Below are 23008 nucleotides of genomic sequence, written 5' to 3'. Positions count from 1 at the left end.
ACAGAATTCACCATCACCCTGGACAATAAGCCTCAGCTTGTTGTCGTTATCTATTCGCCAGGAGAGCCTTGCTCATGCTGAAAATTTCCTCCATGTTTGTCCTGCTCAGTGGACTCTTGATGCACGGGCTGGCCTCTGCCGCGGTTGAGGTACGCGATTTCTCACCGCAGGGCGAGGTGCGCAAGGTCAATCAGGCCACCGCGATTTTCAATGTGGACATGGTGAAGCTGGGCGATGCGGAAGCGGCGGCTCCATTTGATATTGACTGCCCGGTGTCAGGGGAAGGGCGCTGGCAGGATAGCCGTACCTGGGTTTATCGTCTGAGCGGCAAGCTGGATGCCGGTGCGCAGTGCCAGTTCACCCCGCGCCGCGATCTCAAGTCGCTGGATGGCGAGGCCTATGCCGGGACGATACCGTTCCGTTTTTTCATGGCCGGGCCGTGGCTGAAGCATGTGCTGCCGGAGTCGTACAACCCGATTGAAGAAGACCAGGTGTTCATCGTCGAGACACCGTTTGCCATCAAGCCGCAAAGCGCGGAGCAGCATGCCTGGTGCGCCCCGGAGGGCGTGAGCGAGCGCATTCCCGTGCGCACATTGTCGGCGGCCCAGCTGAAGACGGCGCTGCAAACCTTGCAGCTGGACATGTCGTCCCCCGCGCTGGGTCTGCGTTGCCAGCGCCCTCTGGCGCCGGGTAGCCGCATGCAGCTGGTGTGGGATGCCGGTATTGAAAGCATGTCGGGCGGCAAGTCCACCCAGCGCGAGTCGGTAACCTATCAGGTGCGGCCGGTGTTTCGCGCCGAGCTGAGCTGCACGCGCGAAAAGCCGAACGCGCCATGCTCGCCTTTGTCCGATATCGAGCTGCGTTTCAGTGAATCGGTCAGCCTGGCACAGCTGGAGCAGATACGGCTGGTCGGCGCGGGCAAATCCCAGGCGCCCATGGAGATCAGCCCCGCGCGTGCCAAGGCACTCAATGCCCAGCGTCCCGGCGCGGCGTCTTCCTACCATGTGGCAGAGCAGGATCAGCTCAGCAGCGTGCTGTTCAAAGGCCCATTCAAGCCGGGTGCAGCCTATGAGCTGACCTTGCCCAGGAATCTGCGTGATACCAGCGGCCGCACGCTGAGCAATGCCAGCAGCTTTCCACTCAAGCTGCGCACGGCGCTGCTGCCGCCACTGGCCAAATTTGCTGCCAATTTTGGCGTGCTGGAGCTGAAAGAAGGCGGCGTTCTGCCCGTCACCATCCGTAACATGGAAAGCCGCATCGGCATGCGCGTGCTGCGCCAGCAGGATCCGGAAGTGGCCTTGCAGGTGATGGCGGATCTGCGGCGCTTTGAAAGCCAGACCCGTGAAGTCAACAAACCATCACCCCGCATGAAACAGCGCACGCTCGATGGCGATACGGTCGAAGAATTCAGGCCTTACACGGATATGTTGTATCCGCGCGAACTGTCTTTCCTGGAGGGCCGTTACGATACTGCGCCGGAACATGCCATGCCCAGACCGGCCAATGGCAAGGCGTTTGAAGTTGTCGGTATTCCGCTGCAAAAGCCCGGATTTTACGTGGTGGAAATTCGCAGCCAGGTGCTGGGCAATGCTCTGCTGAGCGAGGCCAAGCCCATGTATGTGCGCAGCCAGGCGCTGGTGACGGATATGGCGGTGCACCTCAAGACCGGCCGCGACAACAGTCTGGTCTGGGTGACCTCGCTCTCCAGCGGCAAGCCGGTTGCAGGCGCTGACGTTGCCTTGCTGGATTGCCAGGGCCACCGCTTCTGGCAGGGCAAAACCGATGCCCAGGGCGTTGCGGGCTACCCTGAGGCCATGCCGGAGCATCACAAGTGCCCCGGCGCCTGGGTGTACTTTGCCACTGCCAAATTGGGCGAAGATTTTTCCTTTGTGCAGTCCGACTGGGATAGGGGCATAGAGCCATGGCGCTTTAATGTGCGCACCTGGGCCCCGCAGCAAGGCCTCAAGATGCAGACCATCCTCGACCGCACCATGCTGCGCGCGGGCGAAACCGTGTCCATGAAACATATCGCGCGGATGGAGGATTTCCGCGGCTTCCGTTACCCCAACGAGTCCTTGCCAGACAGCGTGACGCTGGAACTGATCGGCGGTGATTATTCGGTGGATATGCCGCTGGAATGGGATGCACGTGGCGATGCCACCACGCAATGGCAGATTCCAGAGGATGCCCCCATCGGCAGTTATGGCATCAAGATGGCCGGGCAGTGGGACTATGTCGGCCAGTTCCGGGTGTCTGAATTCCGCCTGCCCGCTTACAAGGGCAGCGTGCAGTCCGAAAAAATGCGCTACGCCGGCGCCAGTGCCATCCCGGTGCGGCTATCGCTCAATTACCTGAATGGCGGCGCGGCCAGTGGCCAGCAGGTGCAGGTATCCGCCATGTTGAACGCGGGGCAGTACTCTTTTGCTGACTATCCTGACTTCAGTTTCGGTGCGCGGCTGCGTGGCGAGCCGCTGCAGAAGCTGGTGCTCGACCGCCAGGCAATCAAGCTGGACCGCCTGGGCAGCGGTCGCCTGCAAGTGCCGGTGACTGCTGTGGGCAATGCCGCCGGGCAGCCGCTGCAATTGCAGACGGAAATGACCTTCACCGACCCCAATGGCGAGATACAGACGCTGTCGGGTACTACCGATATCTGGCCTGCCAGTCTGGCGCTGGGGCTGCAGGTGAAGGATTGGGCAGGCATGCAAGCCAGGCGCAAGGTGCAGGCCGTGGTGCTGGATACCGCAGGCAAACCCAGAGCAGGTGTGAAGGTCACCCTGCACGGCGAGCGCAAGTGGGATTTTGTGCATCGCAAGCGCATCCTTGGCGGTTTTTACAGCTACGAAACCGAGCAGGGTAGCGAAGACCTTGGCACGTTATGCCAGGGCGTGAGTGATGCTCAGGGCCTGGTGCAATGCCAGGTGGATATCAAGGGCAGCGGACGGATAGCCCTGACGGCACGCGCGGTGGACGATGCCGGGCGGCACATGGTGGCCGAGAGCGGTTTCTGGGTGAGCGATGCCGCTGATATCTGGTATGCGCAGGGCGATCAGGACCGCATGGAAGTGATCCCGGAAAAACGCGAATACAAGGTTGGCGAAACCGCCCGTTTGCAGGTACACACGCCATTCCATCAGGCCACGGCGCTGATTGCGGTGGAGCGCGAAGGCATCATCAAGACCATGGTGCGAACGCTGTACCGGCGCAATGCTGTGGTGGAGATTCCGATTGAAGACAGCTGGGGGCCGAATGTGTATGTCTCGGTGCTGGCGGTGCGCGGTCGCCTGACCGAGGTGCCGTGGTACAGCTTCTTCCAGTGGGGCTGGCATAGCCCGGTGGACTGGTGGCAGGCCTGGCGCGATGGCATGCCGCAGCCCACAGCGCTGGTTGATCTCGCCAAGCCCGCCTTCAAGTTTGGCCTGACCCATATCGCGGTGGGGACGGATGGTGCGCGTCTCAAAGTCGATGTGCAGACCGACAAGCAGGAGTATCGCCCACGCGACATGGTCACCGCCAAGATCAAGGTGCGGCTGCCCAATGGCAAACCGGCGCCCGCAGGTGCTGAAGTGGCGCTGGTGGCAGTGGACAGGGCCTTGCTGGAGTTATCTCCCAATAGCAGCTGGAACCTGCTCGACAACATGATGGACGAGCGGGCCTACCTCATCAACACGGCCAGCGCGCAGATGCAGGTCGTCGGCAAACGTCACTATGGCAAGAAAGCGCTGCCTGCGGGCGGAGGTGGTGGCAAATTCGCCACGCGCGAGCTGTTCAACACGCTGCTGTACTGGAACCCGCGCGTCAAGCTTGATAATCAGGGCATGGCGACGGTGCGCTTCCGCGTCAATGATGCCTTGACCGCATTCAAGGTGGTGGCGATTGCCGATGTGGACCAAGGCTACTTTGGTACCGGGCAGGCGGAAATCGTCAGCCGGCAGGCCTTGCAGCTGACCTCCGGCCTGCCGCCCATGGTGCGTGAAAATGATCGTTATCAGGCCATCATCACGTTGCGTAACACCACCGCCAAGCCGATGTCGCTGAAACTCAATGCGCGCACCGAGCAAAAACAGTGGACATCGCAAGCAGTGACGCTGGCTGCCGGGGCGGCGCAGGAGCTGCGTTGGCCGGTGGAAGTACCGGATAACAGCACGTCGCAACGCTGGACCATAGAAGCGCTGGATGATCAGGGCAAGCCGCTGGACAGGCTGGAAATTCCGCAAAAGGTGTTGCCGCGTGTGCCAGTGACGGTGCAGCAGGCCAGCTTCATGCAGCTGGAGCAGCCCTTGAACCTGCCGACCACCTTGCCTGCCGGGGCCATCCTTGGCAAGGGCGGGTTGCAGCTCAAGCTCAGTGCCAGCCTCGGGCAGCAGACGGCAGGCATAGAGCGCTACTTCAACGCTTACCCGTTCAACTGCCTGGAGCAGCAGACCTCGATTGCTACCGGTCTCATGGACCCCACGCGCTGGCAAACCATCGCCAAACAGCTGGCGGGCTATCAGGATGCGCAGGGCTATCTGGCGTATTTCCCCGGCATGGCATACGGCAGTGATGCGCTCACGGCCTATGTGCTGACCATGGCCTATGAAAACGCTGTGACCTTGCCGCCCTCGGTGGAGCAGGGCATGCGCACGGCGCTGCTGGATTTTGTTGAGGGGCGCAATCAGCCGCATGGCTGGTATGGCGGCAGTAATCGCTACCTGAACGAGCGTCGGCTGTCGGCGCTGGCGGCTTTGTCGTATACCGGCAGTGTGCATGGCCGTTCGCTCGAGGCGTTCGAGTTCAAGCCCATCCAGATGCCGACCACCAGCCTGATCGACTGGTATGCCATCTTGCGCCATGTGCCGGATGCCAGCCAGCGTGATGAGCGCCTGCAGCAGGTGTCGCGCGAGTTGCACAATCGCCTGCAGAACGTGGGCGGCCGCCTGAGCTTTGATAGCGAGGAAAATGACGCATGGTGGTGGGCCATGGTGGATGGCGAAGTGAATGCCACACGCCTGACCGCCTTGCTGATGGATGACCCGGCGTGGAAGGCGGATATGCCCGCCATGCTGCGCGGTGCGCTCATGCGCCAGCACAAGGGCCACTGGCATACCACGCTCGCTAATGCCTGGGGCCGTCTGGCCTTGCAGAAATTCAGTCGGCAATTTGAGTCCGAGCCGGTTAGCGGGCTGACGCAAGCCACGCTGGGCGCGCAGCAAAAACGTTACGACTGGCCCGCCCAGGCCACGGCCGCCAGCCTGTTCCTGCCATGGGCATCTGCGCCAACCTCTAATCTGCAAGTGACGCATAGCGGCACCGGCAAGCCCTGGCTTAATCTGCTGGTGACGGCGGCTATCCCCGATAAACCGGCCAGCAATGGCTACCGCATTCAGCGCCGGGTGACGGCGATTGAGCAGAAAGTGCCGGGGCAGTGGAGTCGCGGTGACCTGATGCGTATACGGGTGGATGTCGACAGCCAGCATGATCTCAGCTGGGTGGTGCTGACCGATCCGATACCGGCTGGCGCCAGCATTCTGGGCAACACGGCGCGAGATTCGCGTATTGCCCAGGCGGGTGAAAACCAGGCCAATGAAGATAGCCTGGCACCCAGCTACACCGAACGTGGGTTGGCATTTTTCCGGGCGTATTACGAGTTCGCCCCACAGGGGCACTTCTGGTACGAATACACCGTAAGGCTCAATAACCCCGGCACCTTCAGCCTGCCGCCAACGCGGGTAGAGGCCATGTATGCACCCGAAGTGTTTGGTCAGCTGCCGAATGCCAAGCTGGATGTGCGCTAGGGCCGCATGACCCAGACCGCGACAATGCGCAACCTGGTCGGGCAAAAGACAAAGCCGCAGCGACAGATCCACCAGCGGACACTGCTTGCGACGCTAGGCTTGCTGCTTGGCCTGCTGCCGGGTATGGCGGCGGCTGTGCCCGGCTATGCCGAGGTCAAGGCGCAATACCGGGCTTCGGATGCCTGGCTGCTGGCGCGTGATGGGCAGGTGCTGCAGCAATTGCGGCTGGATCATCAGGTGCGGCGGTTGCAGTGGACACCGCTGGAAGCCATGTCGCCCGCCTTGCTGCAAGCGCTGCTGTATTCCGAAGACCAGCGCTTTTACCAGCATGCGGGCATAGACTGGCTGGCGGTGGCCTCGGCCAGCTGGCGCAATCTGTGGGATAGCCGCACGCGCGGCGCCAGCACCATCACCATGCAGCTGGCAGGTCTGCTGGAGCAGGATGCCGTGCACGGCCGCCGCAGCTTGGTGCAAAAGCTCGGGCAATCGGCCGATGCCTTGCAACTGGACCATGCCTGGAAAAAATCCGACATCCTCGAAGCCTATCTCAACCTGGTGCCGTTTCGTGGCGAGCTGCAAGGCGTAGCCGCCATGAGCCAGGGCCTGTTTGGCAAGGGCCCGGAGGCCCTGGATGCGCGCGAAGCCGCCATCGCTGCCGTGCTGCTGCGCGCACCCAATGCCAAACCCGCCCGTGTGGCCGAACGTGCCTGCCAGCTTTTGAAGCAGATGCAGCAGGCACGTGCCTGCGCCGATCTCGAAGGCTTTGCCAGCCTCAAGCTGGTGGCGCCATTTGAGCCTGCCATGCCCAATCTGGCGCCGCATCTGGCACGGCAGTTATTGCAGCAGCCGGGTCAGCGCCTGAGCAGCACGCTGGATATGCGTTTGCAGCAATACGCCGCCCGGCAATTACGTGCCAACCTGCTGCAGCTGGAAAACCAGAATGTGCAGGATGGCGCGGTGCTGGTGCTGGATAATCGCACAGGCGAAGTGCTGGCCTGGGTGGGCTCCAGCGATACCCTGTCGACCGCGCCCGCGGTGGATGGCGTGCTGGCACAGCGCCAGGCGGGCTCTACGCTCAAGCCGTTTTTATATGCCACGGCGCTGGATATGCGGGCGCTGACCGCCGCCTCGCTGCTGGACGATAGCCCGGTGCGCATACGCACCGGCAATGGCGATTACATCCCGCAGAATTACGATAAACAGTTCATGGGCCCGGTCAGCCTGCGCACCGCGCTAGGCAGTTCGCTGAATGTGCCCGCCGTGCGCAGCCTGCTGCATATCACGCCGGACCGTTTTTTTTCGCGTCTGCAGCAATTGCGTTTCAGCACGCTGACCGAGTCGGTGGACTATTACGGCTACAGCCTGGCGTTGGGCGCGGCTGATGTGCGCCTGCTCGATCTCACCAATGCCTACCGGGCGCTGGCCAATCAGGGCCGTTACAGCGGGGTGCGCATGCAATGGGCCAACCCCGCCAGCAAAGGCAAGGCCGATAAGCCCATGCAAGTGTTTTCGCCCGCCGCGAGTTATGTGGTGAGTGACATCCTGGCCGATAACAATGCCCGTGCGCATACCTTCGGCATGGATTCAGCGCTGGCGACGCGCTACTGGAGCGCAGTGAAAACCGGCACCAGCAAAGACATGCGCGATAACTGGTGCGTGGGCTACACGGCACGCTATACCGTCGGCGTGTGGGTGGGCAATGCCAATGGCGCGCCCATGCATGATGTCTCTGGCGTAAGCGGTGCGGCGCCGGTCTGGCGTGCCGTCATGGATTATCTGCATAGGCATCCCGATGGCCGCTTGCTGGCGCCAGTCGTGCGCACGCCGCCAGCCGGGCTGCTGCAGCAACAGGTGCGCTTTCAACCCGCGATTGAGCCGGTCCGGCAGGAGTGGTTTTTGAAAGGCACCGAGCTTGCCCTGGTGCAGGCGAGCCATGATGGGGATGATATGCGCCCAAGCAAGCTGGGCCAGGATAAGCCGGGTGCCCAGGCGGATAATTCGCTGGTAAGCATTGCCTACCCTGGCCAGGGCGCGATTATCGCGCTGGACCCGGAAATTCCGCCCGCGCAGCAGCGGGTGGTGTTCAAGGCAACCCCTGCCTTGCCTGCAGGCTGGCACTGGCGGCTGGATGGCAAACGGGTGGCGCCGGTCAAGCTGGGATCGCCGCGCCAGTTGGCAGGTGAACATGCACCGCCCGCCCATACCCCGCAGACCACAGACCTGCGCTATGCGTGGTTTCCCATGCCCGGTCGCCATGTGCTGAGCCTGCACGATGCCAGTGGCAAGTTGCGCGAGTCGGCACGCTTTGAAGTGCGGGGCGCCATGCTGCGCGAGGCCATGCCCGGGCCGAATGCGAAACCTGCGCGGCCATCTTGAGCGGCCGGGCAGCGGGCGTGCATGTTAAAATCGCGCCAACCTATGAACACCGCCATGAATACCACCACCAACCCCCGTCACGTCATTAGCCAGCTGGAGAAACTGCTACCGGAATGCATGCTGGCCGACCGTTTTCCTTTGCGTCGGCGCTTGCAGCAGGTGCGGGCACAGCTGGATCAGCAGAAACCTGAGCAGAAATCCCCTGACAAACTGCTGGCCGAGCTGGCCAATCGCGTGCGCGATTCCGTCGCGCGCCTGCAGGCGCGCAAAGCGGGGTTACCCAAGCCGGATTATCCCGCCGAGCTGCCGGTTTCCGGCAAAAAGGACGATATTGCCGCTGCCATACAGAAACATCAGGTGGTGATCGTTTGCGGCGAAACCGGCTCCGGTAAAACCACCCAGCTGCCCAAGATTTGCCTGGAGCTGGGCCGCGGCGTCAGCGGTCTCATCGGTCATACCCAGCCGCGCCGCATTGCCGCCCGTTCGGTGGCCTCGCGCATTGCGCAGGAGCTGAATTCGCCGCTGGGCCAGGCGGTGGGTTACAAGGTACGCTTCAACGACAAGCTCTCCGAAAGCAGCTATATCAAGCTGATGACGGACGGTATTTTGCTGGCAGAGACGCAGGGCGACCGCTTTCTCAATGCCTACGACACCATCATCATCGATGAGGCGCACGAACGCAGCCTGAATATCGATTTCTTGCTGGGCTATCTCAAGCAATTATTGCCCAAGCGTCCTGACCTCAAAGTCATTGTCACCTCGGCCACCATTGATGCCGACCGCTTCTCGCGCCACTTTGAGGGCGCGCCGGTGATTGAAGTCTCCGGCCGTACCTATCCGGTGGAAATCCGCTACCGCCCGCTGGGCAAGGCCGGATTCAGTGCCAAGGAAAATCCCCCCGAGCTTGAAGATGAAGACGATCTGGAACTGCTGGGGCAGGACCTCATGGGCATCAAGCGCAAGCCGCGCGTGGAATCGCGCTGGCTGGAAGAAGACGATGCCGAAGAAGCCATGGAAGAAGCGATTCTGGATGTGGCCGATGACCTGATGCGGCTGGGCGAGGGCGATATTCTGGTTTTCCTGCCCGGCGAGCGCGAGATCCGCGATACCGCCGACCATCTGCGCAAATACCAGGGCCGCTCGCCCAAGCTTAAGCATGTGGAAATCCTGCCGCTGTTTGCCCGGCTGTCGATTGAAGACCAGCAGAAGATTTTCCGTTCCGGCGGCACGCGCCGTATCGTGCTGGCGACCAATGTGGCCGAAACTTCGCTTACCGTGCCCGGTATCAAATACGTGATCGATACCGGCCTGGCGCGGGTCAACCGTTACAGCGCGCGCGCCAAGGTCGAGCAACTGCAGATCGAGAAAATCTCGCAGGCAGCGGCACGCCAGCGCGCAGGGCGTTGCGGCCGGGTGTCGAGTGGTATCTGCGTACGCCTGTACGACGAAGAGGATTTCAATAACCGTTCCGAGTTTACCGACCCCGAGATTCTGCGCTCCTCACTGGCCTCGGTGATCCTGCGCATGGCTGCTTTGCGGCTGGGCGATGTGAATGACTTTCCGTTTATCGAGGCGCCGAGTTCACGCCTGATTGCTGATGGCTACCTGCTGTTGCAGGAGCTGGGTGCGGTGGATGCCGACCGGCAGATTACCGAGCTGGGCAACCAGCTGGCGCGCCTGCCGCTGGACCCGCGTGTGGGCCGCATGATCCTGGCCGCCAAAAAGGAAAGCTGTTTGCAGGAGATGCTGATCATCGCCAGTGCGCTGGCGATACAGGACCCGCGCGAACGGCCCATGGACAAGCGCGAAGCCGCCGATCAGGCGCACGCCAAGTTTGCTGGCGAGCAGTCCGATTTCATGAGCTTCCTCAAGCTGTGGGCGTTTTACGATGAGGCGCTGAAAACCAAGAAATCCAACAAGGAGCTTTTGGGCAAATGCCATCAGAATTTCCTGTCTTTCCTGCGCATGAAGGAATGGCGCGAGCTGTATTTCCAGCTGCTGGAAATCGCCGAAGACATGGAGTTCAAGCTCAACGACAAAGAAGCCTCCTACGAGCAGATACACCGGGCGCTGCTGTCTGGCCTGCTGGGCAATATCGGCTTCAAGGACGGCGAATCGGAAAGCTATCAGGGTGCGCGTGGCATACGTTTCAATATCGCCCCCGGTTCGGCCCTGAAAAAGCAGCGCCCCAAGTGGGTGATGGCCGCCGAGCTGATGGAAACCACCAAGCTGTATGCGCGTTGCGTCGCCAAAATCGAGCCGGACTGGATAGAGCCGTTGGCGCGCAGCCTGACGCAAAGCCATTACACCGATCCGCGCTGGGATCGCAAGCCAGCGCAGGTGGTGGCGTGGGAACGGGTCAGCCTGTATGGCCTGACGGTGATCCCCAAGCGGCGTGTGCATTACGGGCCGATCAACCCGCAGGAATCGCGCGAGATATTTGTGCGCGAAGCGCTGGCGAATATGGAATTCGACACGCGCGCGCCGTTTTTTGAGGCCAACCGCCGCCTGATTGCCGAGATCGAGGAGCTGGAACACAAGGCGCGCCGCCAGGATGTGCTGGTGGATGAGCACGCATTGTTTGCGTTTTACGACGCGATTATTCCCGCAGGCATCATCAATGGTGCGGGCTTTGAAAAGTGGCGCGAAGAGGCCGAGCGCGAAAATCCGCGTCTGCTTTATCTGACCCGTGATGCCTTGATGCGCCATGGCGCGGCTGGCGTCACCGAAGCGCAGTTCCCTGAAACCATGCTGCTGGATGGTACCGAGATCGCGCTTAAATACCGCTTTGAACCCGGGCATCCGCTGGATGGGGTGACCGCCACCGTGCCGCTGGCGCTGCTCAATCAGCTGGACCCGACCGCCAGCGAATGGCTGGTGCCCGGCATGCTGCGCGAGAAACTCACTGCACTGATCAAAGCCCTGCCCAAGACGCTACGCCGCGTGTGCGTGCCGGTGCCGGAGTTTGTGACGGGTTTTCTGGAGCAGGCGCAGATCGGCGCATCGCCCCTGATACCCGCCCTCATTGCCTACATCCAGCAGCGCACCGGGCTCAAGATGTCAGCCGATGAGCTGAATGTGGAGGCATTGCCTGCGCACTTGCACATGAATTTCCGGGTGGTGGATGAGAAGGGCCGCGAGCTCGGCATGGGCCGCGACTGGACCGCGCTGAAGCAGCAGCTGGGGCAGGCTGCCCAGCTCACTTTCCGCAGCAGTTCGCCCTCTATTGAGAAGAGCGGGCTCAAGCAATGGGACTTTGGCGATCTGCCCAAGACCCTGACCTTCAGTCGCGATGGTCGCCAGCTCACCGGCTACCCGGCGATAGAAGACGAGCAGGACAGTGTGGCGGTCAAGCTGTTTGATACGCCCACCGCGGCCGAGGATGCGCACCGTGCCGGCGTGCGCCGCCTGATGCGCTTTGAGCTGAAAGAGCAGATGAAGCAGCTGGAGAAAGGCCTGCCGGGCTTTACCCAATACGCCTTGCTGCTGCGCAACCTGATGACGCCGGACGAACTGCGCGACGACATGCTGACGGCGATTGCCGACCGCGCCTTTATCGGCGAAGACGACTTGCCACGCAGCAATGCCGACTTCATGAATCTCAAGCAGCGTGCCCGTACCCGGCTGCCCGCGGTGGTGGAGGGCGCCAGTCGCCTGGCCGCCGCCATCGCCGCCGAATACCAGCCGCTGATGCAAAAGCTGGGCAGTTTGCCTGGCCCCATGGCACGCCTCAAAAAAGAAGTGGAAGAGCAGCTGGGGCGCCTGTTGTACAAGCGCTTTTTCAGCCAGACGCCATGGGAGCGCCTGCAGCATGTGCCGCGTTATCTCAAAGGCTTGCGCCTGCGGCTGGAGAAATACCCCGGCGGCATCGAGCGCGACACGCGCAATGGGCAAGCGGTGCAACAGGTCTGGCAGCGCTGGGAAGAGCGCGTCGTCAGCCTGCGCAAGAGCGGCCAGCCGGTGCCGCCTGCTTTGCAGGAGTATCGCTGGCTGATTGAGGAGCTGCGTATTTCCCTGTTTGCGCAAGAGCTGAAAACGCCGTTCCCGGTCTCGGTCAAACGTCTGGACAAAGCCTGGGCTGATCTTTCCTGAGCTTCTCTCCGTCGTTCCCATGCCTCTCTGACTCCAGTTTGGTAGGCATGGGCGCAAAAGCTTATGCATGAAGTAAGTGGTTTGTGCATGCGCCCGTTTTTCCTTACATCATAGCCCGTGAATTGCCTTTATGCGGCCAAGGCCATCATTCACCGCGGCCAATTATTCGGCAGCAAAAAGATTTTTATTGCATTTAATATGGAGCCATACTAATATGGCCTCATGTTACTTCTCAAAGAACTTCCTACCTCCAAAAGCCTGGAACGGTTCGTTCAGCGCTACCCGCAAACCGACATTTCGGCCATCTCGGATTTTGTCGCCTTGCTGCGGGCCGCTTCGGATATTTCCGATGCGCTGGACAAGTTGCTGGGCAAGCATGATCTGCTGCAAGGCCGCTGGTGGGTGCTGGTATTGCTCATGCGTCAGGAAGACTTCACTTCATCGCCTTCGGACCTGGCTGAGAAGGCCGGTGTCACCAAAGGCACCATGACAGGCTTTATTGACGGCTTGGAGCGGGAAGGCCTGGTCACGCGGCTGATCAATAACGATGACAGGCGCAAATTCCTGATACGCCTGAGTGCGGCTGGCCTGCAAAAGCTGGACGAAGTGATGCCGGACTACATAGACAAGGTGAAGCTCTTAATGGATGTCCTGAGCAAGTCGGAACGCGATGTCCTGATCTCGCATGCCAGAACCCTGGCCGAGCATGTGGATGTCATGAAATAAGCTGCTTTCATTTTTTTTGAACATTTAGTTTGAATCCATACTTTATGGTTCCATATTTTTAATTCACTGCTATGCTGCCTGACTCAACACCGCTAAATGCGCATGCCATAGCGCACCCTGATGCCGCCGTTAACGGCCAGCCATTGCCATACCGGCGGCTGTTTGCCGTGTTGCTCGCATGCAGCCTTATCTCACTGCCTGGCTGTGTCAGCATGCGCGGCATTACTCCGCAGGCCACGACCGTGCAAGCCAACCAGCTTGATCTCGGCAATAGCGCCATCAGCGCCGCCAGCATTGAATGGCCGAATGCCGCGTGGTGGCAGGACTATCACGATGCCCAGCTGGATGCGCTGGTCACCAGAACCATTGCCGATAACCCCGATCTCAAAGCGGCGCAGGCCCGCATAGGGCTGGCACAGGCGTATGCCGACAGCATGCACGCGCAGACCTTGCCTACCCTGAGTGGCGACACCACCATGACGCGCGAGCGCTTTACCGAGCTGCAATTCATTCCTGCGCCCTGGGCCGGGCATACCGACTGGAACAACCGCGCCACCGTATCGCTGGCTTACGACCTGGATTTGTGGGGCAAACAGAAGGGCATGTGGGCGGCGGCGCTGGACGAAACTCATGCGTCGGCAGCCGAGACGCAACAGGTGCAGCTTGAGCTCGTGAATGCCGTGGTGAGGAGCTATATCCGCCTGGGCTTTGAGTACCAGCTGCGCGATATTGCCGAAGAGCATGTGCGTGAAGTGGAGCACCGTGTGGCGATTGCCCGCCGGGCGCTGTCGGCGGGTCTGACCACGGAGCTGGCCGTCACCGAAACCGAAGTGCCATTGCCCATGGCGCGCATGAAAGTGCAGCAGATTGAGGCACGCATTGCCCTGATCCAGAACCAGCTGGCCGCCTTGTCTGGTCAGGGCCCCGGTGCCGGTGAACATATCCAGCGCCCCGTCTTGCACTATGACGCCGCCATCGGCCTGCCCGACCAGCTGCCTGCCAACCTGATTGGTCGCCGTCCGGATATTCTGGCAAGCCGCTGGCGCATTGAGGCCTCGCGTGAATACATCGCCAGCGCCAAGGCCAATTTTTACCCCAATATCAATCTGCTGGCATTCGCTGGTTTTCAGGCGCTGGGCTTCGGCAAGCTGTTCACCAATGCCGCCGCCATTGCCGGCGTGGGCCCGGCCATTTCGCTGCCAATTTTTGATGGCGGCCGTCGCCGTGCCAACCTTAGCGCGCAAACCGCCAGCTACGACATGGCCGTGGAGCATTACAACGCCACTGTGCTGAAAGCGCTGGAAAGCATCTCGAACCAGCTGGTGCTGCTGAATGCCAATGCGCGCGAGATCAAGAATGCCGAGGAAGCGCTGGCCACGGCTGAAAAAGCCCATGCGCTCGCCCTCAGGCATTACAAGGCTGGCCTCACCAATTATGAGCACGTGCTGGCAACGCATGAGGTGGTGCTGACGCAACGCGAAGCCATGCTGCAACTGGAAGCCGACAAGCTGGATGCCCATGCCGGCCTGATGCTGGCGCTGGGTGGCGGGCTGAATGACGAAAAGGCCAGCCAGGCGGTCTCCGATGCCAGCAGCTCCCATGCCGATACCACGAAACACGCCAGGGCAGGGAGCACACCATGAACGCCTGGTCACTCGCCAGCATGAGGCGGCCTTTGCTGCGCACCCGCGTGCAGTTACGCCTGTGCGCACTGGCCTGCGCGCGCTATGCCTGCAGTCTGGCACATGGCATATCGACACTGGCACGCGCGCTGGGCATGGGTGCTACGCTGGGCGCACGCGAATGGTGGAAGCTGGATGCCCCCATCATCGCTTATGTATTCAAGGTGCTGCTGGCAAGTGTGCTGGCGGTGTGGATATCGTTGCGCCTGGAGTTTGACCAGCCGCGCACGGCGCTGCTGACGGTGGCGATCGTCATGCAGTTTCGCTCCGGCATGGTGCTGACCAAAAGCTATTACCGGCTGATCGGCACTATCTTCGGCATTATCGCGTCCTTCCTGCTGGTCGCCATGTTTGCGCAGGAGCGGGTGCTTTTTCTGCTGTGCATGACGATCTGGATAGGCCTGTGCACGGCGGGCTCGGTCATCTTTCGCAATCACCAGTCTTATGCCTTTGTGCTGGCGGGCTACACCTTGTGCATTGTCGGCCTGCCCGCCACGCTGGCGCCCGAGCTGACCTTCAATATCGGCGTTACCCGCCTGTCCGAAATCCTGGTGGGCCTGCTGTGCGCCACGGTGGTGAGTGATCTCGTATTTCCGCAACGCATGTGGAATGTGACCCTGCAGACCGTGCGTCGGCGCTACACCGACTTTTGCGACCTGCTGCGCATCAGCGCGCGGGAGGGTGTGGCACATGCCACCTTGCAGGCCCACATGCTGCGATTCATTGGCGACATCTTCAGTCTGGAATCCTTTCGTGCTTCTTCAGGCCTGGAGACGGATGAATCGCGTGGGCACCGCCACCGCCTGAGTCATCTGAACAAGGAATTCATGGAAGTCTCCACGACCTTCCATGCCTTCAGTCGGCTGTTGCAGCGGCAACGCAACAACAGCCGTGCCGAGGTGCGCGAGGCCCTGCTGCAGCTGTATCAATGGCTGGCAGACGCGGTGACTGTGCAACACCGCAGCGCGCAGACCGAGCAGGAAACCCTGGCGATTGTGCAGAAGCTGAAAGCCTTCCGTGAAGACTTCAGCCTGCGCCTGCAAGCAGCCCGCCATCGCTTGCCAGCCACATTACAAACCAGGGACCTGCTGGATTTTGATACCGGGGCCGCCTATCTGCTGCGGCTAGCCGAAGAGCTGTATGTGTATAGCCGCACCTATGGTTCGATTGCCACCGGCAGTGCGCCCGATCAGGGACATGCAGACGAGCTGCCTGCCCAACTGGAGATGCACTTTGATTCACTGGCGGTGGCGCTGGCCGCGCTGCGCGGCAGTATCACGCTGCTGATACTGGCCGGGCTCTGGATATTCACCGACTGGCGCTCGGGCATAGAGGCCATCACCATCGGCGTCATCACCAGCACGCTGTTTGCGAACAGTCCTTCGCCCAGCAAAACCATACGCCACTTCATGGCGGGCGCGGTCATCGGCACTGTGCTCGCCTATCTCAGCAATTTCTGGTGGCTTACCCAGGCGCATGATTTCTGGACGCTGATCATTGCCATCAGCCCCGGCATCCTGCTTGCCAGCTGGCTGGGTTCCAGGCCTGCTACCGCGTTTATCGGGGCAGGGGCTTCCGTGGTTTACCTGTTGCACATCGGCTTCAACACCGTTTTCAGCGCCAGTCCGGTGACTTTTCTTAACGATGCGGTGGCCGATCTGCTGGCGATTCTGGTCTCGGGCACCATGTATGGCCTGATCGACCTCAGCGGCAGCGCCTGGTCCCGGCAGCGCGTATCCAATGCCTTGCGCAACCTGGTAGTGGCTGCCTGCCGCGAGTCCACCCCGCTGCGGCGTGCCCGCTTTGAAGCCAGCGCGCGGGATCTGGTGCAACGCTCCGGCAGCGTGCAACGGGTAGGCGAGGCGCAGGATCAGGTGGTGGTTGAATGGCTGTTTTCAGCGCTGGAGGTTGGCCATGCCGTGATCGCTCTGCGCGAGCAGTTGCCGCATGTGCCAGCCGAAATGGCCCGCGCCCTGCAACACGCCATTGCGCAGATTGCCAGCCTTTACGAGGCGCCGGGCAAGGCCGCCATTGCGCACGCAGCAGGGGCTATTGATCAGGCGCTGGCACTGGCTGCTCCCACTGCCGCCAGCGAGATGCCGCTGCATGTGCGCCACCAGTTGCTGACCACGCTGCATTTTGTACACAGCACGCTGCTGGATGAAGCCTCGGTACTGGCGTTCGGCCCCAGCATGTCTGCGAGTACCAGCCCCGCGGGAGGACGCTGATCATGCCACGTGAATTTGCCTTGCTCGATGCCCTGGTGCCCACCTTGCTGCTGGCATTTATTGCAGCGGCGGTTGGCACCCTGGTGCTGGACCGTATGTTTGCCTGGCTCGGCGCTTATCGTCTGGTCTGGTACCCCGCGCTGTTTCGCTTGTCGGTGTTCGGTTGTCTGTTTGCGGGCCTGGGGCTGTGGATTTACCAGTGATGAACGCAGGAAATGTGAAGCGCGATGGTGTTAATGCCTTGGAAATCACGCGCAGAATTTGTGAAGGAAACTTGCCATGAAATTTTATCTGAAACGCCTGTTCAGGATACTGATCACGCTGGCCCTTGCTGCCGCTGCGGTCTTTCTCGCCCAAAAGCTGTGGGTGCGCTACATGGATTCGCCCTGGACACGCGATGGCCGGGTACGGGCCGATGTGGTGAATATCGCGCCGGATGTGGCCGGGCTGGTGATGAAGGTGGCGGTGCGCGATAACCAGTTTGTGCATCGTGGCGATGTGCTGTTCCAGATTGATCCTGAGCATTTTCGCCATGCCGTGGCCGAAGCCAATGCCATCGTGAATCAACGCAAGGCGGCGCTGCAGATGAAGCGCAATCAGGCACAGCGCCGTGCCAGCCTGGATGATGAAGTGATTTCTCGCGAAAACCGCGAAGACACCGACCTCGGCGCCGTGGCCGCCAAAGCCGACTACGAGGCTGCGCTGGTTACCCTGGAAAAAGCCCAGCTCGACCTCACGCGCAGCACCGTGCGCTCCCCCGTGGATGGCTGGGTGTCCAACCTGCTGGTACGTCCGGGCGATTATGCCCAGGTGGGCGCGGCCAAGCTGGCCATCATTGATCAGCATTCGTTCTGGGTATACGGCTATTTTGAAGAGCACAAGCTGCCGCTGGTGCATGTGGGCGATGCCGCCGAGATCCAGTTGCTGGGCACCGGCCGCCGCCTGCAAGGACATGTGGAAAGCATTGCCATGGGCATTACCGACCGCGACAACCCCACCGATGTGCGGCTGCTGGCGAATGTGAACCCCAGTTTCAACTGGGTGCGCCTGTCGCAACGGGTGCCGGTGCGGATACAGCTGGATGAGTTACCCAGGAATTTAACCCTGGTGGCAGGGATGACGTGTTCGGTGGTGGTCAAACCTTCTCTGGTCTTAGATTCTAAAGTCGCACGGTCACCAGTCACGCAGTCTGGCGCCAGACCTTCGGCCAAAGTAAAAAGCTAAAAGCAACGTGGGTGACCAGCACAATGCCTGGTCACCCACGGGGCAGCTTGCTCACAGCCAGATGACATAAAAAATTATGTCACGAGCCCAGGTTTATTCAGTCTTGGTCTCGTCTGGTGCGGCGGTGTGAGGCTCGGTGCCTTCCGGAGCGGGGGCGACCTTCTCGTGTTCAGCGGGCACATAGCCACCGGGTTCTGCCTTGCCTGATGCCGCAGGAGCAGCAGGTGCACTCTCAGGGGCGGCAGCAGGTGGCGGGGTGGTGGCTGCAGGCGCTTCTGCGGTTTCCGGGGTCGCCGGCTCGGGTTTTGAGCAGGCAGTCATTAATGCAGCGGTCATTGCAATGGTAATAAGGGAACTCGGCCATGATTTCATCATTGATTATTCTCCTTTGGTCATTTTCATTCAGGCTTGCTTGTCAGGGTTAGAACCCCATCTTTTGGCTTAAGTTCGGTCAAATTGCCATTTGCATTATTAAGATTGCATTAATTAGTTAAATTAAATCAATCGTTTGTTTCACAGCAAACGTATGCCTGCCAGCGTATCCAGGCAGGTTTCGCGGATAATCCGCACCAGATCCACCGCATAAGGCCGCGCCATGATTTCGGTATTGCCGGTGGCGTAAAGCTCCGACCACAGCCCTTTGCGCGTGATCGGTTTGGCGATGACATACTCGTGCTCCAGATAGCTCTGTATGCCCCAGCTGGGCAGCGCTGCCAGCCCGCGACGGCTCGCCACCAGCTGCATGATGGCGACAGTCAGCTCGGCCGTGCGGCGATCAAACGCCACATTGGCCGGATGCAGGACTTCGCGTATCAGGTCGATGCGTTCTTCCGGCACTGGGTAGGTGATCAGCGTGCTGCCGCTGAAATCCTCGGCCTGCAAAAAAGGGCGGGTGTGCAGGGGATGGTCTGTCGGCAATACCGCCATGATTTCAAAGGTGAAAAGCGGCACATGCTGCAGCATCTTCATCTTGCCCGGCAGGCCGCCAATGACAAAATCCGCCTTGCCTTCCTTGATCAGGCTCCAGGGATCGCTATGAAACCCGGCCACCAGGTCCAGCTCCACCTCCGGCCAGGCACGTCTAAAGGCATCCATCACCGGCGTCAGCCAGTCAAAGCAGGTGTGGCATTCCAGCACAATGCGCAGTTCGCCGGATTGGTCGGACTTCAGCCGCTCCAGATCGCGCTCCGCCTGCGCCGTGGCTTCCAGCACGATATCCGCCAGCTTGAGCAGGCGTTCGCCCGCGGGCGTAAAGCGCAAGCCATGCGCGGTGCGCTGAAACAGCGTGATCTGGTAATACTGCTCCACCGAGCGTATCTGGTGCGAGAGCGCCGATTGCGTGAGATAAACGCGCTCGGCGGCCAGCGCCAGCTTGCCGCTTTCGGCAATGGCCTTGAAGGATTTGAGATGTCGGATTTCGATCATGATATGAATTTAATTCAAGTTTAATGGAAAAAAACTCGCTTTATTAATTCGATGATAGCACGCAAACTGCGGCCTTCGTTATTGAGAGGTGAGTTGTCATGATCAAAGCCCATATCCTGGGGTACCCGCGCGTCGGGGCCAACCGTGAACTGAAAGTCGCGCTGGAGGCGTTCTGGAAAAGCGCGCCCGGCGAAGAAGCCCGCCATGAAGCCGCGCTGGAGCAAACCGCGCGCCAGCTGCGCGAGACGCATTGGCAAAAGCAGATAGACGCCGGCCTGGCCTTTATCAGCGTCAATGATTTTTCATGCTACGACCATGTGCTGGACCACACCGTGCTGTTTGGCGCCACGCCGCCGCGCTTTGGCTTTGCCGGGCGGCCATTGCAGGCGCAGGACTACTTTGCCATGGCGCGCGGCAATGCCGAGCAACCCGCGCTGGAGATGACCAAGTGGTTTGATACCAACTACCACTACCTGGTGCCGGAGCTGAGCGCGGAGACCGAATTTTCCATCAACGCTCATGGGTTTCTGCTGCAGATAGACCAGGCACTGACCACCGGCGCCGAGCTCAAGCCGGTATTGCTGGGCCCGGTGTCTTGGCTGTATCTGGGCAAGAGCCGCGATGCCGGGTTTGACCGCCTGAGCCTGCTGCCAGCCTTGTGCGCGCAATATGCCGCTTTGCTGAGCGAGCTCAAGCTGCGCGGCATTGCCTGGGTGCAGATCGATGAACCCGTGCTGGCGCTGGACCTCGATGCGCGCTGGCTGGCGGCGTTTGCCGATGCCTATGCCCGCATCCGCGACCACAGGCCCAAGCTGCTGCTGACGACATATTTTGAAAGCGTGGCGCGCTATGTGGGTGCGGTAACGGCTTTGCCAGTGGATGGTCTGCATATCGACCTGGTGCGGGCGCCGGAACAGCTCGCCGCCTGGCTGGCGGCCTTGCCCAGTCACTGGGTGCTTTCCGCCGGGGTAGTGGATGGCCGCAATGTCTGGCGCAATGATCTCGACAAGACCTTGCAGCTGTTGCAGCCGGTCGCGCAGCAGCTGGGGGATCGCTTGTGGATCGCGCCATCGTGCTCGCTATTGCATGTGCCAGTCTCGCTGGTGCAGGAGTCGTCTATGGACGCAGAAATACGCTCCTGGCTGGCGTTTGCCGATGAAAAACTACGTGAGTTGCAGCTATTGCAGCAGGCGCTGAATCATGGGGTGGATAGTGTGGCTGCCGAGTTTCAGGCCGCACGCAAGGCCATCGCTTCTCGTGGCGCATCGCCACGTGTGCATAACGAGAGTGTGCAGCAGCGCTTGCAGCATCTGCCGCAGTTATCCGCCGAGCGCAGCAGCCCGTTTGCCGAGCGGCGCCTGGCGCAGCAAAAGCGCTTGCGGCTGCCTTTGCTGCCGACTACCACCATAGGCTCTTTTCCGCAGACCGCAGATATACGCGCCAGCCGGGCGGCGTTTCGCCGGGGCGATCTGAGTGCGGAGGATTACACGCTGGCCATGCAGCAGAACATCCGCCATGCCATTGAGCAGCAGCTGGCGCTGGATCTGGATGTGCTGGTGCACGGCGAAGCCGAGCGCAACGACATGGTGGAATATTTCGGCGAGCAGCTGGCAGGTTATGTCTTCAGCCAATACGGCTGGGTGCAGAGTTACGGCTCGCGCTGCGTCAAGCCGCCGATTATCTATGGCGATGTGCACCGCCCGCTGGCGATGACCGTGGCGGAGGCCCGCTATGCGCAGTCGCTCACCAGCAAGCCGGTCAAGGGCATGCTTACAGGCCCGGTGACCATGCTGCAATGGTCGTTTGTGCGCGATGACCAGCCGCGCGAAACCACCGCCTTGCAACTGGCGCTGGCGATACGCGATGAAGTGGCCGATCTGCAACAGGCCGGCATTGCCATTATCCAGATTGACGAGCCGGCCTTCCGCGAAGGGCTGCCTTTGCAGCAGGCCAAGTGGGAGCAGTATCTGGCATGCGCGGTGCGGGCATTCAAGCTATCGGCCAGCGTGGCGGAAGACAGTACGCAGATACACACCCACATGTGCTATTCGGAGTTCAACGACATTCTGCCGTCGATTGCCGCGATGGATGCCGACGTGATTACCATTGAGACGTCGCGCTCGGCGATGGAGCTGCTGGATGGCTTTGGCGAGTTTGATTACCCCAACGACATCGGCCCCGGCGTGTATGACATCCACTCGCCGCGGGTGCCGAGTGTGGATGCCATGACCGCCTTGCTGAAGCGTGCGATTGAGGTGATCCCGGTAGAGCGCTTGTGGGTGAATCCGGATTGCGGCCTTAAAACCCGCGGCTGGCCGGAAACCATTGCCGCCCTGCAACACATGGTCGCCGCGGCACGTCAGCTCCGCCACGAGAAGCTCAATCACAAGGCGGCGTGATCTCGGGATTATCGCTCGTGTAACCCTTGCCAGCGGCCCACGTATCAATGCATGCGTGGGCCGTTGGCATTTTTAATGCCCGGCTTGGTCAGGCGCTAATCACCAGCAGGCTACCCAGCATCATGACGATGGCGGCGATCAGCTTGCGCAGAATGTCTTTTTCCTTGAACACCTGATAGCCCACCAGCACCTGCAACACCATGCTCATCTGAAACAGCGCCAGCGTGTACGCCACCAGCATGTGCGACAGCAGCACCAGCGTGCAGTACTGCATGATGAAAATCATGACGCCTATGCTGGCAATCGTGGGCAAATGCGACAGCGAGGTTTTGGTGCTTTCTTTAACACTGGCGGGTATAAACAGCAGATTCGCCAGCATCACCAGCGGCAAGCCCAGCAGCGACCAGAACACCAGCGTGGCCAGCGGCCCGCCATCCGTCACCGCGTTTTTCAGGAACAGCGTGCCGATGGAAAACAGCAATATGGACAGAAAACGCGCCTGCACGCCGCGCTCCTTCAGCAACAGCAGCATGCGGTTGGCCTCGCGCTGACCGTTGGCAGGCATCAGAAAGAAACTGCCCACCACAATGATGGCCACGCCTGCAAAGCCCTGCAGGGTAGGCACCTCGCCCAGAAACACAATGGCGAGCAGCATGGAAATCACCACCTTGTAAGCATTCAGCGGCCCAAACACCGACAGATCGGTTTTGGCGAGCGACATCACCATGAACATCCAGCCACCCACATCCAGCACGGCTGCCAGCAAGACATTCACCCAGAACGCCTGCGGCAGAGCGACGGCATGCACCACAGGCACCAACGGCAGCGCCAGCACGCTCAGCACCACATAGCTGGTCGCCACCATGAAGAAGGGGTGCAGCGGATGCTGCGACAGTTTTTTCTGATAGACATTGGCGAGGATGGAAAACACCAGCCTGCCAAATACGAACGCGATTTCCACGAACAACAACTTTCTTTTTTTGGGGGATGAAATGCCGGGGAGGGCAACAACCGACATTATGCGGGCGGATGTCATGCGATTGAAATATTTGTCGCCCGGGCCTGCGCCATCAGGCGTTTTA

12 protein-coding genes are annotated in these 23008 nt (G+C 60.7%); 9 read left to right on the top strand and 3 right to left on the bottom strand.

All coding sequences use genetic code 11. The annotated features are described in order from the left end of the window. The first annotated feature begins 74 nt into the window (after nucleotides 1–74). The 8 genes from ACWWD9_RS08725 to ACWWD9_RS08690 all read left to right on the top strand — a co-directional run bounded on the left by ACWWD9_RS08725 (nucleotide 75) and on the right by ACWWD9_RS08690 (nucleotide 18102). Nucleotides 75–5774, top strand: a complete 5700-nt coding sequence (locus tag ACWWD9_RS08725; RefSeq protein WP_455866799.1) for an alpha-2-macroglobulin family protein — start codon at nucleotides 75–77, stop codon at nucleotides 5772–5774. A 6-nt stretch (nucleotides 5775–5780) separates the two neighbouring features. Continuing rightward, entirely contained in the window at nucleotides 5781–8150 is a 2370-nt protein-coding gene (gene pbpC, locus ACWWD9_RS08720) for a penicillin-binding protein 1C (protein WP_455866798.1), read from the top strand. A gap of 54 nt (nucleotides 8151–8204) precedes the next feature. After that, nucleotides 8205–12242 carry an ATP-dependent RNA helicase HrpA gene (gene hrpA / locus ACWWD9_RS08715; RefSeq protein ID WP_455866797.1) on the top strand — a complete coding sequence of 1346 codons (4038 nt, stop codon included), beginning with the start codon at nucleotides 8205–8207 and terminating at the stop codon, nucleotides 12240–12242. Nucleotides 12243–12464: 222 nt separating this feature from the next. Beyond that, entirely contained in the window at nucleotides 12465–12968 is a 504-nt protein-coding gene (locus ACWWD9_RS08710) for a MarR family winged helix-turn-helix transcriptional regulator (RefSeq protein WP_159355819.1), read from the top strand. A gap of 71 nt (nucleotides 12969–13039) precedes the next feature. Beyond that, on the top strand, nucleotides 13040–14611 hold the full coding sequence (locus ACWWD9_RS08705; RefSeq protein ID WP_455866796.1) for an efflux transporter outer membrane subunit: 1572 nt from the start codon (nucleotides 13040–13042) through the stop codon (nucleotides 14609–14611). Further along, nucleotides 14608–16878, top strand: a complete 2271-nt coding sequence (locus ACWWD9_RS08700) for an FUSC family protein (RefSeq protein WP_455866795.1) — start codon at nucleotides 14608–14610, stop codon at nucleotides 16876–16878. Before ACWWD9_RS08705 ends, ACWWD9_RS08700 begins: the two co-directional genes overlap by 4 nt. Nucleotides 16879–16880: 2 nt before the next feature. Continuing rightward, on the top strand, nucleotides 16881–17081 hold the full coding sequence (locus tag ACWWD9_RS08695; RefSeq protein ID WP_015829848.1) for a DUF1656 domain-containing protein: 201 nt from the start codon (nucleotides 16881–16883) through the stop codon (nucleotides 17079–17081). A gap of 76 nt (nucleotides 17082–17157) precedes the next feature. Next, nucleotides 17158–18102, top strand: coding sequence for an efflux RND transporter periplasmic adaptor subunit (locus tag ACWWD9_RS08690; protein ID WP_015829849.1), 945 nt, complete (start codon nucleotides 17158–17160; stop codon nucleotides 18100–18102). 93 nt (nucleotides 18103–18195) lie between these two features. Here ACWWD9_RS08690 and ACWWD9_RS08685 read toward each other — a convergent pair whose 3' ends face one another. Both ACWWD9_RS08685 and ACWWD9_RS08680 read right to left on the bottom strand, forming a co-directional pair. Further along, a complete protein-coding gene (locus ACWWD9_RS08685; protein WP_238525864.1) occupies nucleotides 18196–18423 on the bottom strand; it encodes a hypothetical protein in 228 nt (75 codons plus the stop codon). Between the two features lie 192 nt (nucleotides 18424–18615). After that, nucleotides 18616–19527 carry a LysR family transcriptional regulator gene (locus ACWWD9_RS08680; protein WP_013441927.1) on the bottom strand — a complete coding sequence of 304 codons (912 nt, stop codon included), beginning with the start codon at nucleotides 19525–19527 and terminating at the stop codon, nucleotides 18616–18618. Nucleotides 19528–19625: 98 nt separating this feature from the next. On the opposite strand from ACWWD9_RS08680, the gene metE reads away from it, so the two are divergent. Continuing rightward, nucleotides 19626–21926, top strand: coding sequence for a 5-methyltetrahydropteroyltriglutamate--homocysteine S-methyltransferase (metE, locus tag ACWWD9_RS08675; protein WP_455866794.1), 2301 nt, complete (start codon nucleotides 19626–19628; stop codon nucleotides 21924–21926). An 88-nt stretch (nucleotides 21927–22014) separates the two neighbouring features. Here the strand turns inward: metE and ACWWD9_RS08670 are convergent, their stop codons facing one another. Beyond that, on the bottom strand, nucleotides 22015–22887 hold the full coding sequence (locus ACWWD9_RS08670; RefSeq protein ID WP_455866793.1) for an EamA family transporter: 873 nt from the start codon (nucleotides 22885–22887) through the stop codon (nucleotides 22015–22017). Nucleotides 22888–23008 lie beyond the last annotated feature (121 nt).

This window comes from Methylovorus sp. SPW-M1 (genome assembly GCF_053848825.1).
This window is presented reverse-complemented; position numbering and strand designations above follow the sequence as displayed.

Excerpts from the sequence above, each read along its gene's own strand:
- ACWWD9_RS08725 (WP_455866799.1), top strand. The coding sequence starts at position 75 with ATGCTGAAAATTTCCTCCATGTTTGTCCTGCTCAGTGGACTCTTGATG.
- pbpC (WP_455866798.1), top strand. The coding sequence starts at position 5,781 with ATGACCCAGACCGCGACAATGCGCAACCTGGTCGGGCAAAAGACAAAG.
- hrpA (WP_455866797.1), top strand. The coding sequence starts at position 8,205 with ATGAATACCACCACCAACCCCCGTCACGTCATTAGCCAGCTGGAGAAA.
- ACWWD9_RS08710 (WP_159355819.1), top strand. The coding sequence starts at position 12,465 with ATGTTACTTCTCAAAGAACTTCCTACCTCCAAAAGCCTGGAACGGTTC.
- ACWWD9_RS08705 (WP_455866796.1), top strand. The coding sequence starts at position 13,040 with ATGCTGCCTGACTCAACACCGCTAAATGCGCATGCCATAGCGCACCCT.
- ACWWD9_RS08700 (WP_455866795.1), top strand. The coding sequence starts at position 14,608 with ATGAACGCCTGGTCACTCGCCAGCATGAGGCGGCCTTTGCTGCGCACC.
- ACWWD9_RS08695 (WP_015829848.1), top strand. The coding sequence starts at position 16,881 with ATGCCACGTGAATTTGCCTTGCTCGATGCCCTGGTGCCCACCTTGCTG.
- ACWWD9_RS08690 (WP_015829849.1), top strand. The coding sequence starts at position 17,158 with ATGAAATTTTATCTGAAACGCCTGTTCAGGATACTGATCACGCTGGCC.
- ACWWD9_RS08685 (WP_238525864.1), bottom strand. The coding sequence starts at position 18,423 with ATGACTGCCTGCTCAAAACCCGAGCCGGCGACCCCGGAAACCGCAGAA.
- ACWWD9_RS08680 (WP_013441927.1), bottom strand. The coding sequence starts at position 19,527 with ATGATCGAAATCCGACATCTCAAATCCTTCAAGGCCATTGCCGAAAGC.
- metE (WP_455866794.1), top strand. The coding sequence starts at position 19,626 with ATGATCAAAGCCCATATCCTGGGGTACCCGCGCGTCGGGGCCAACCGT.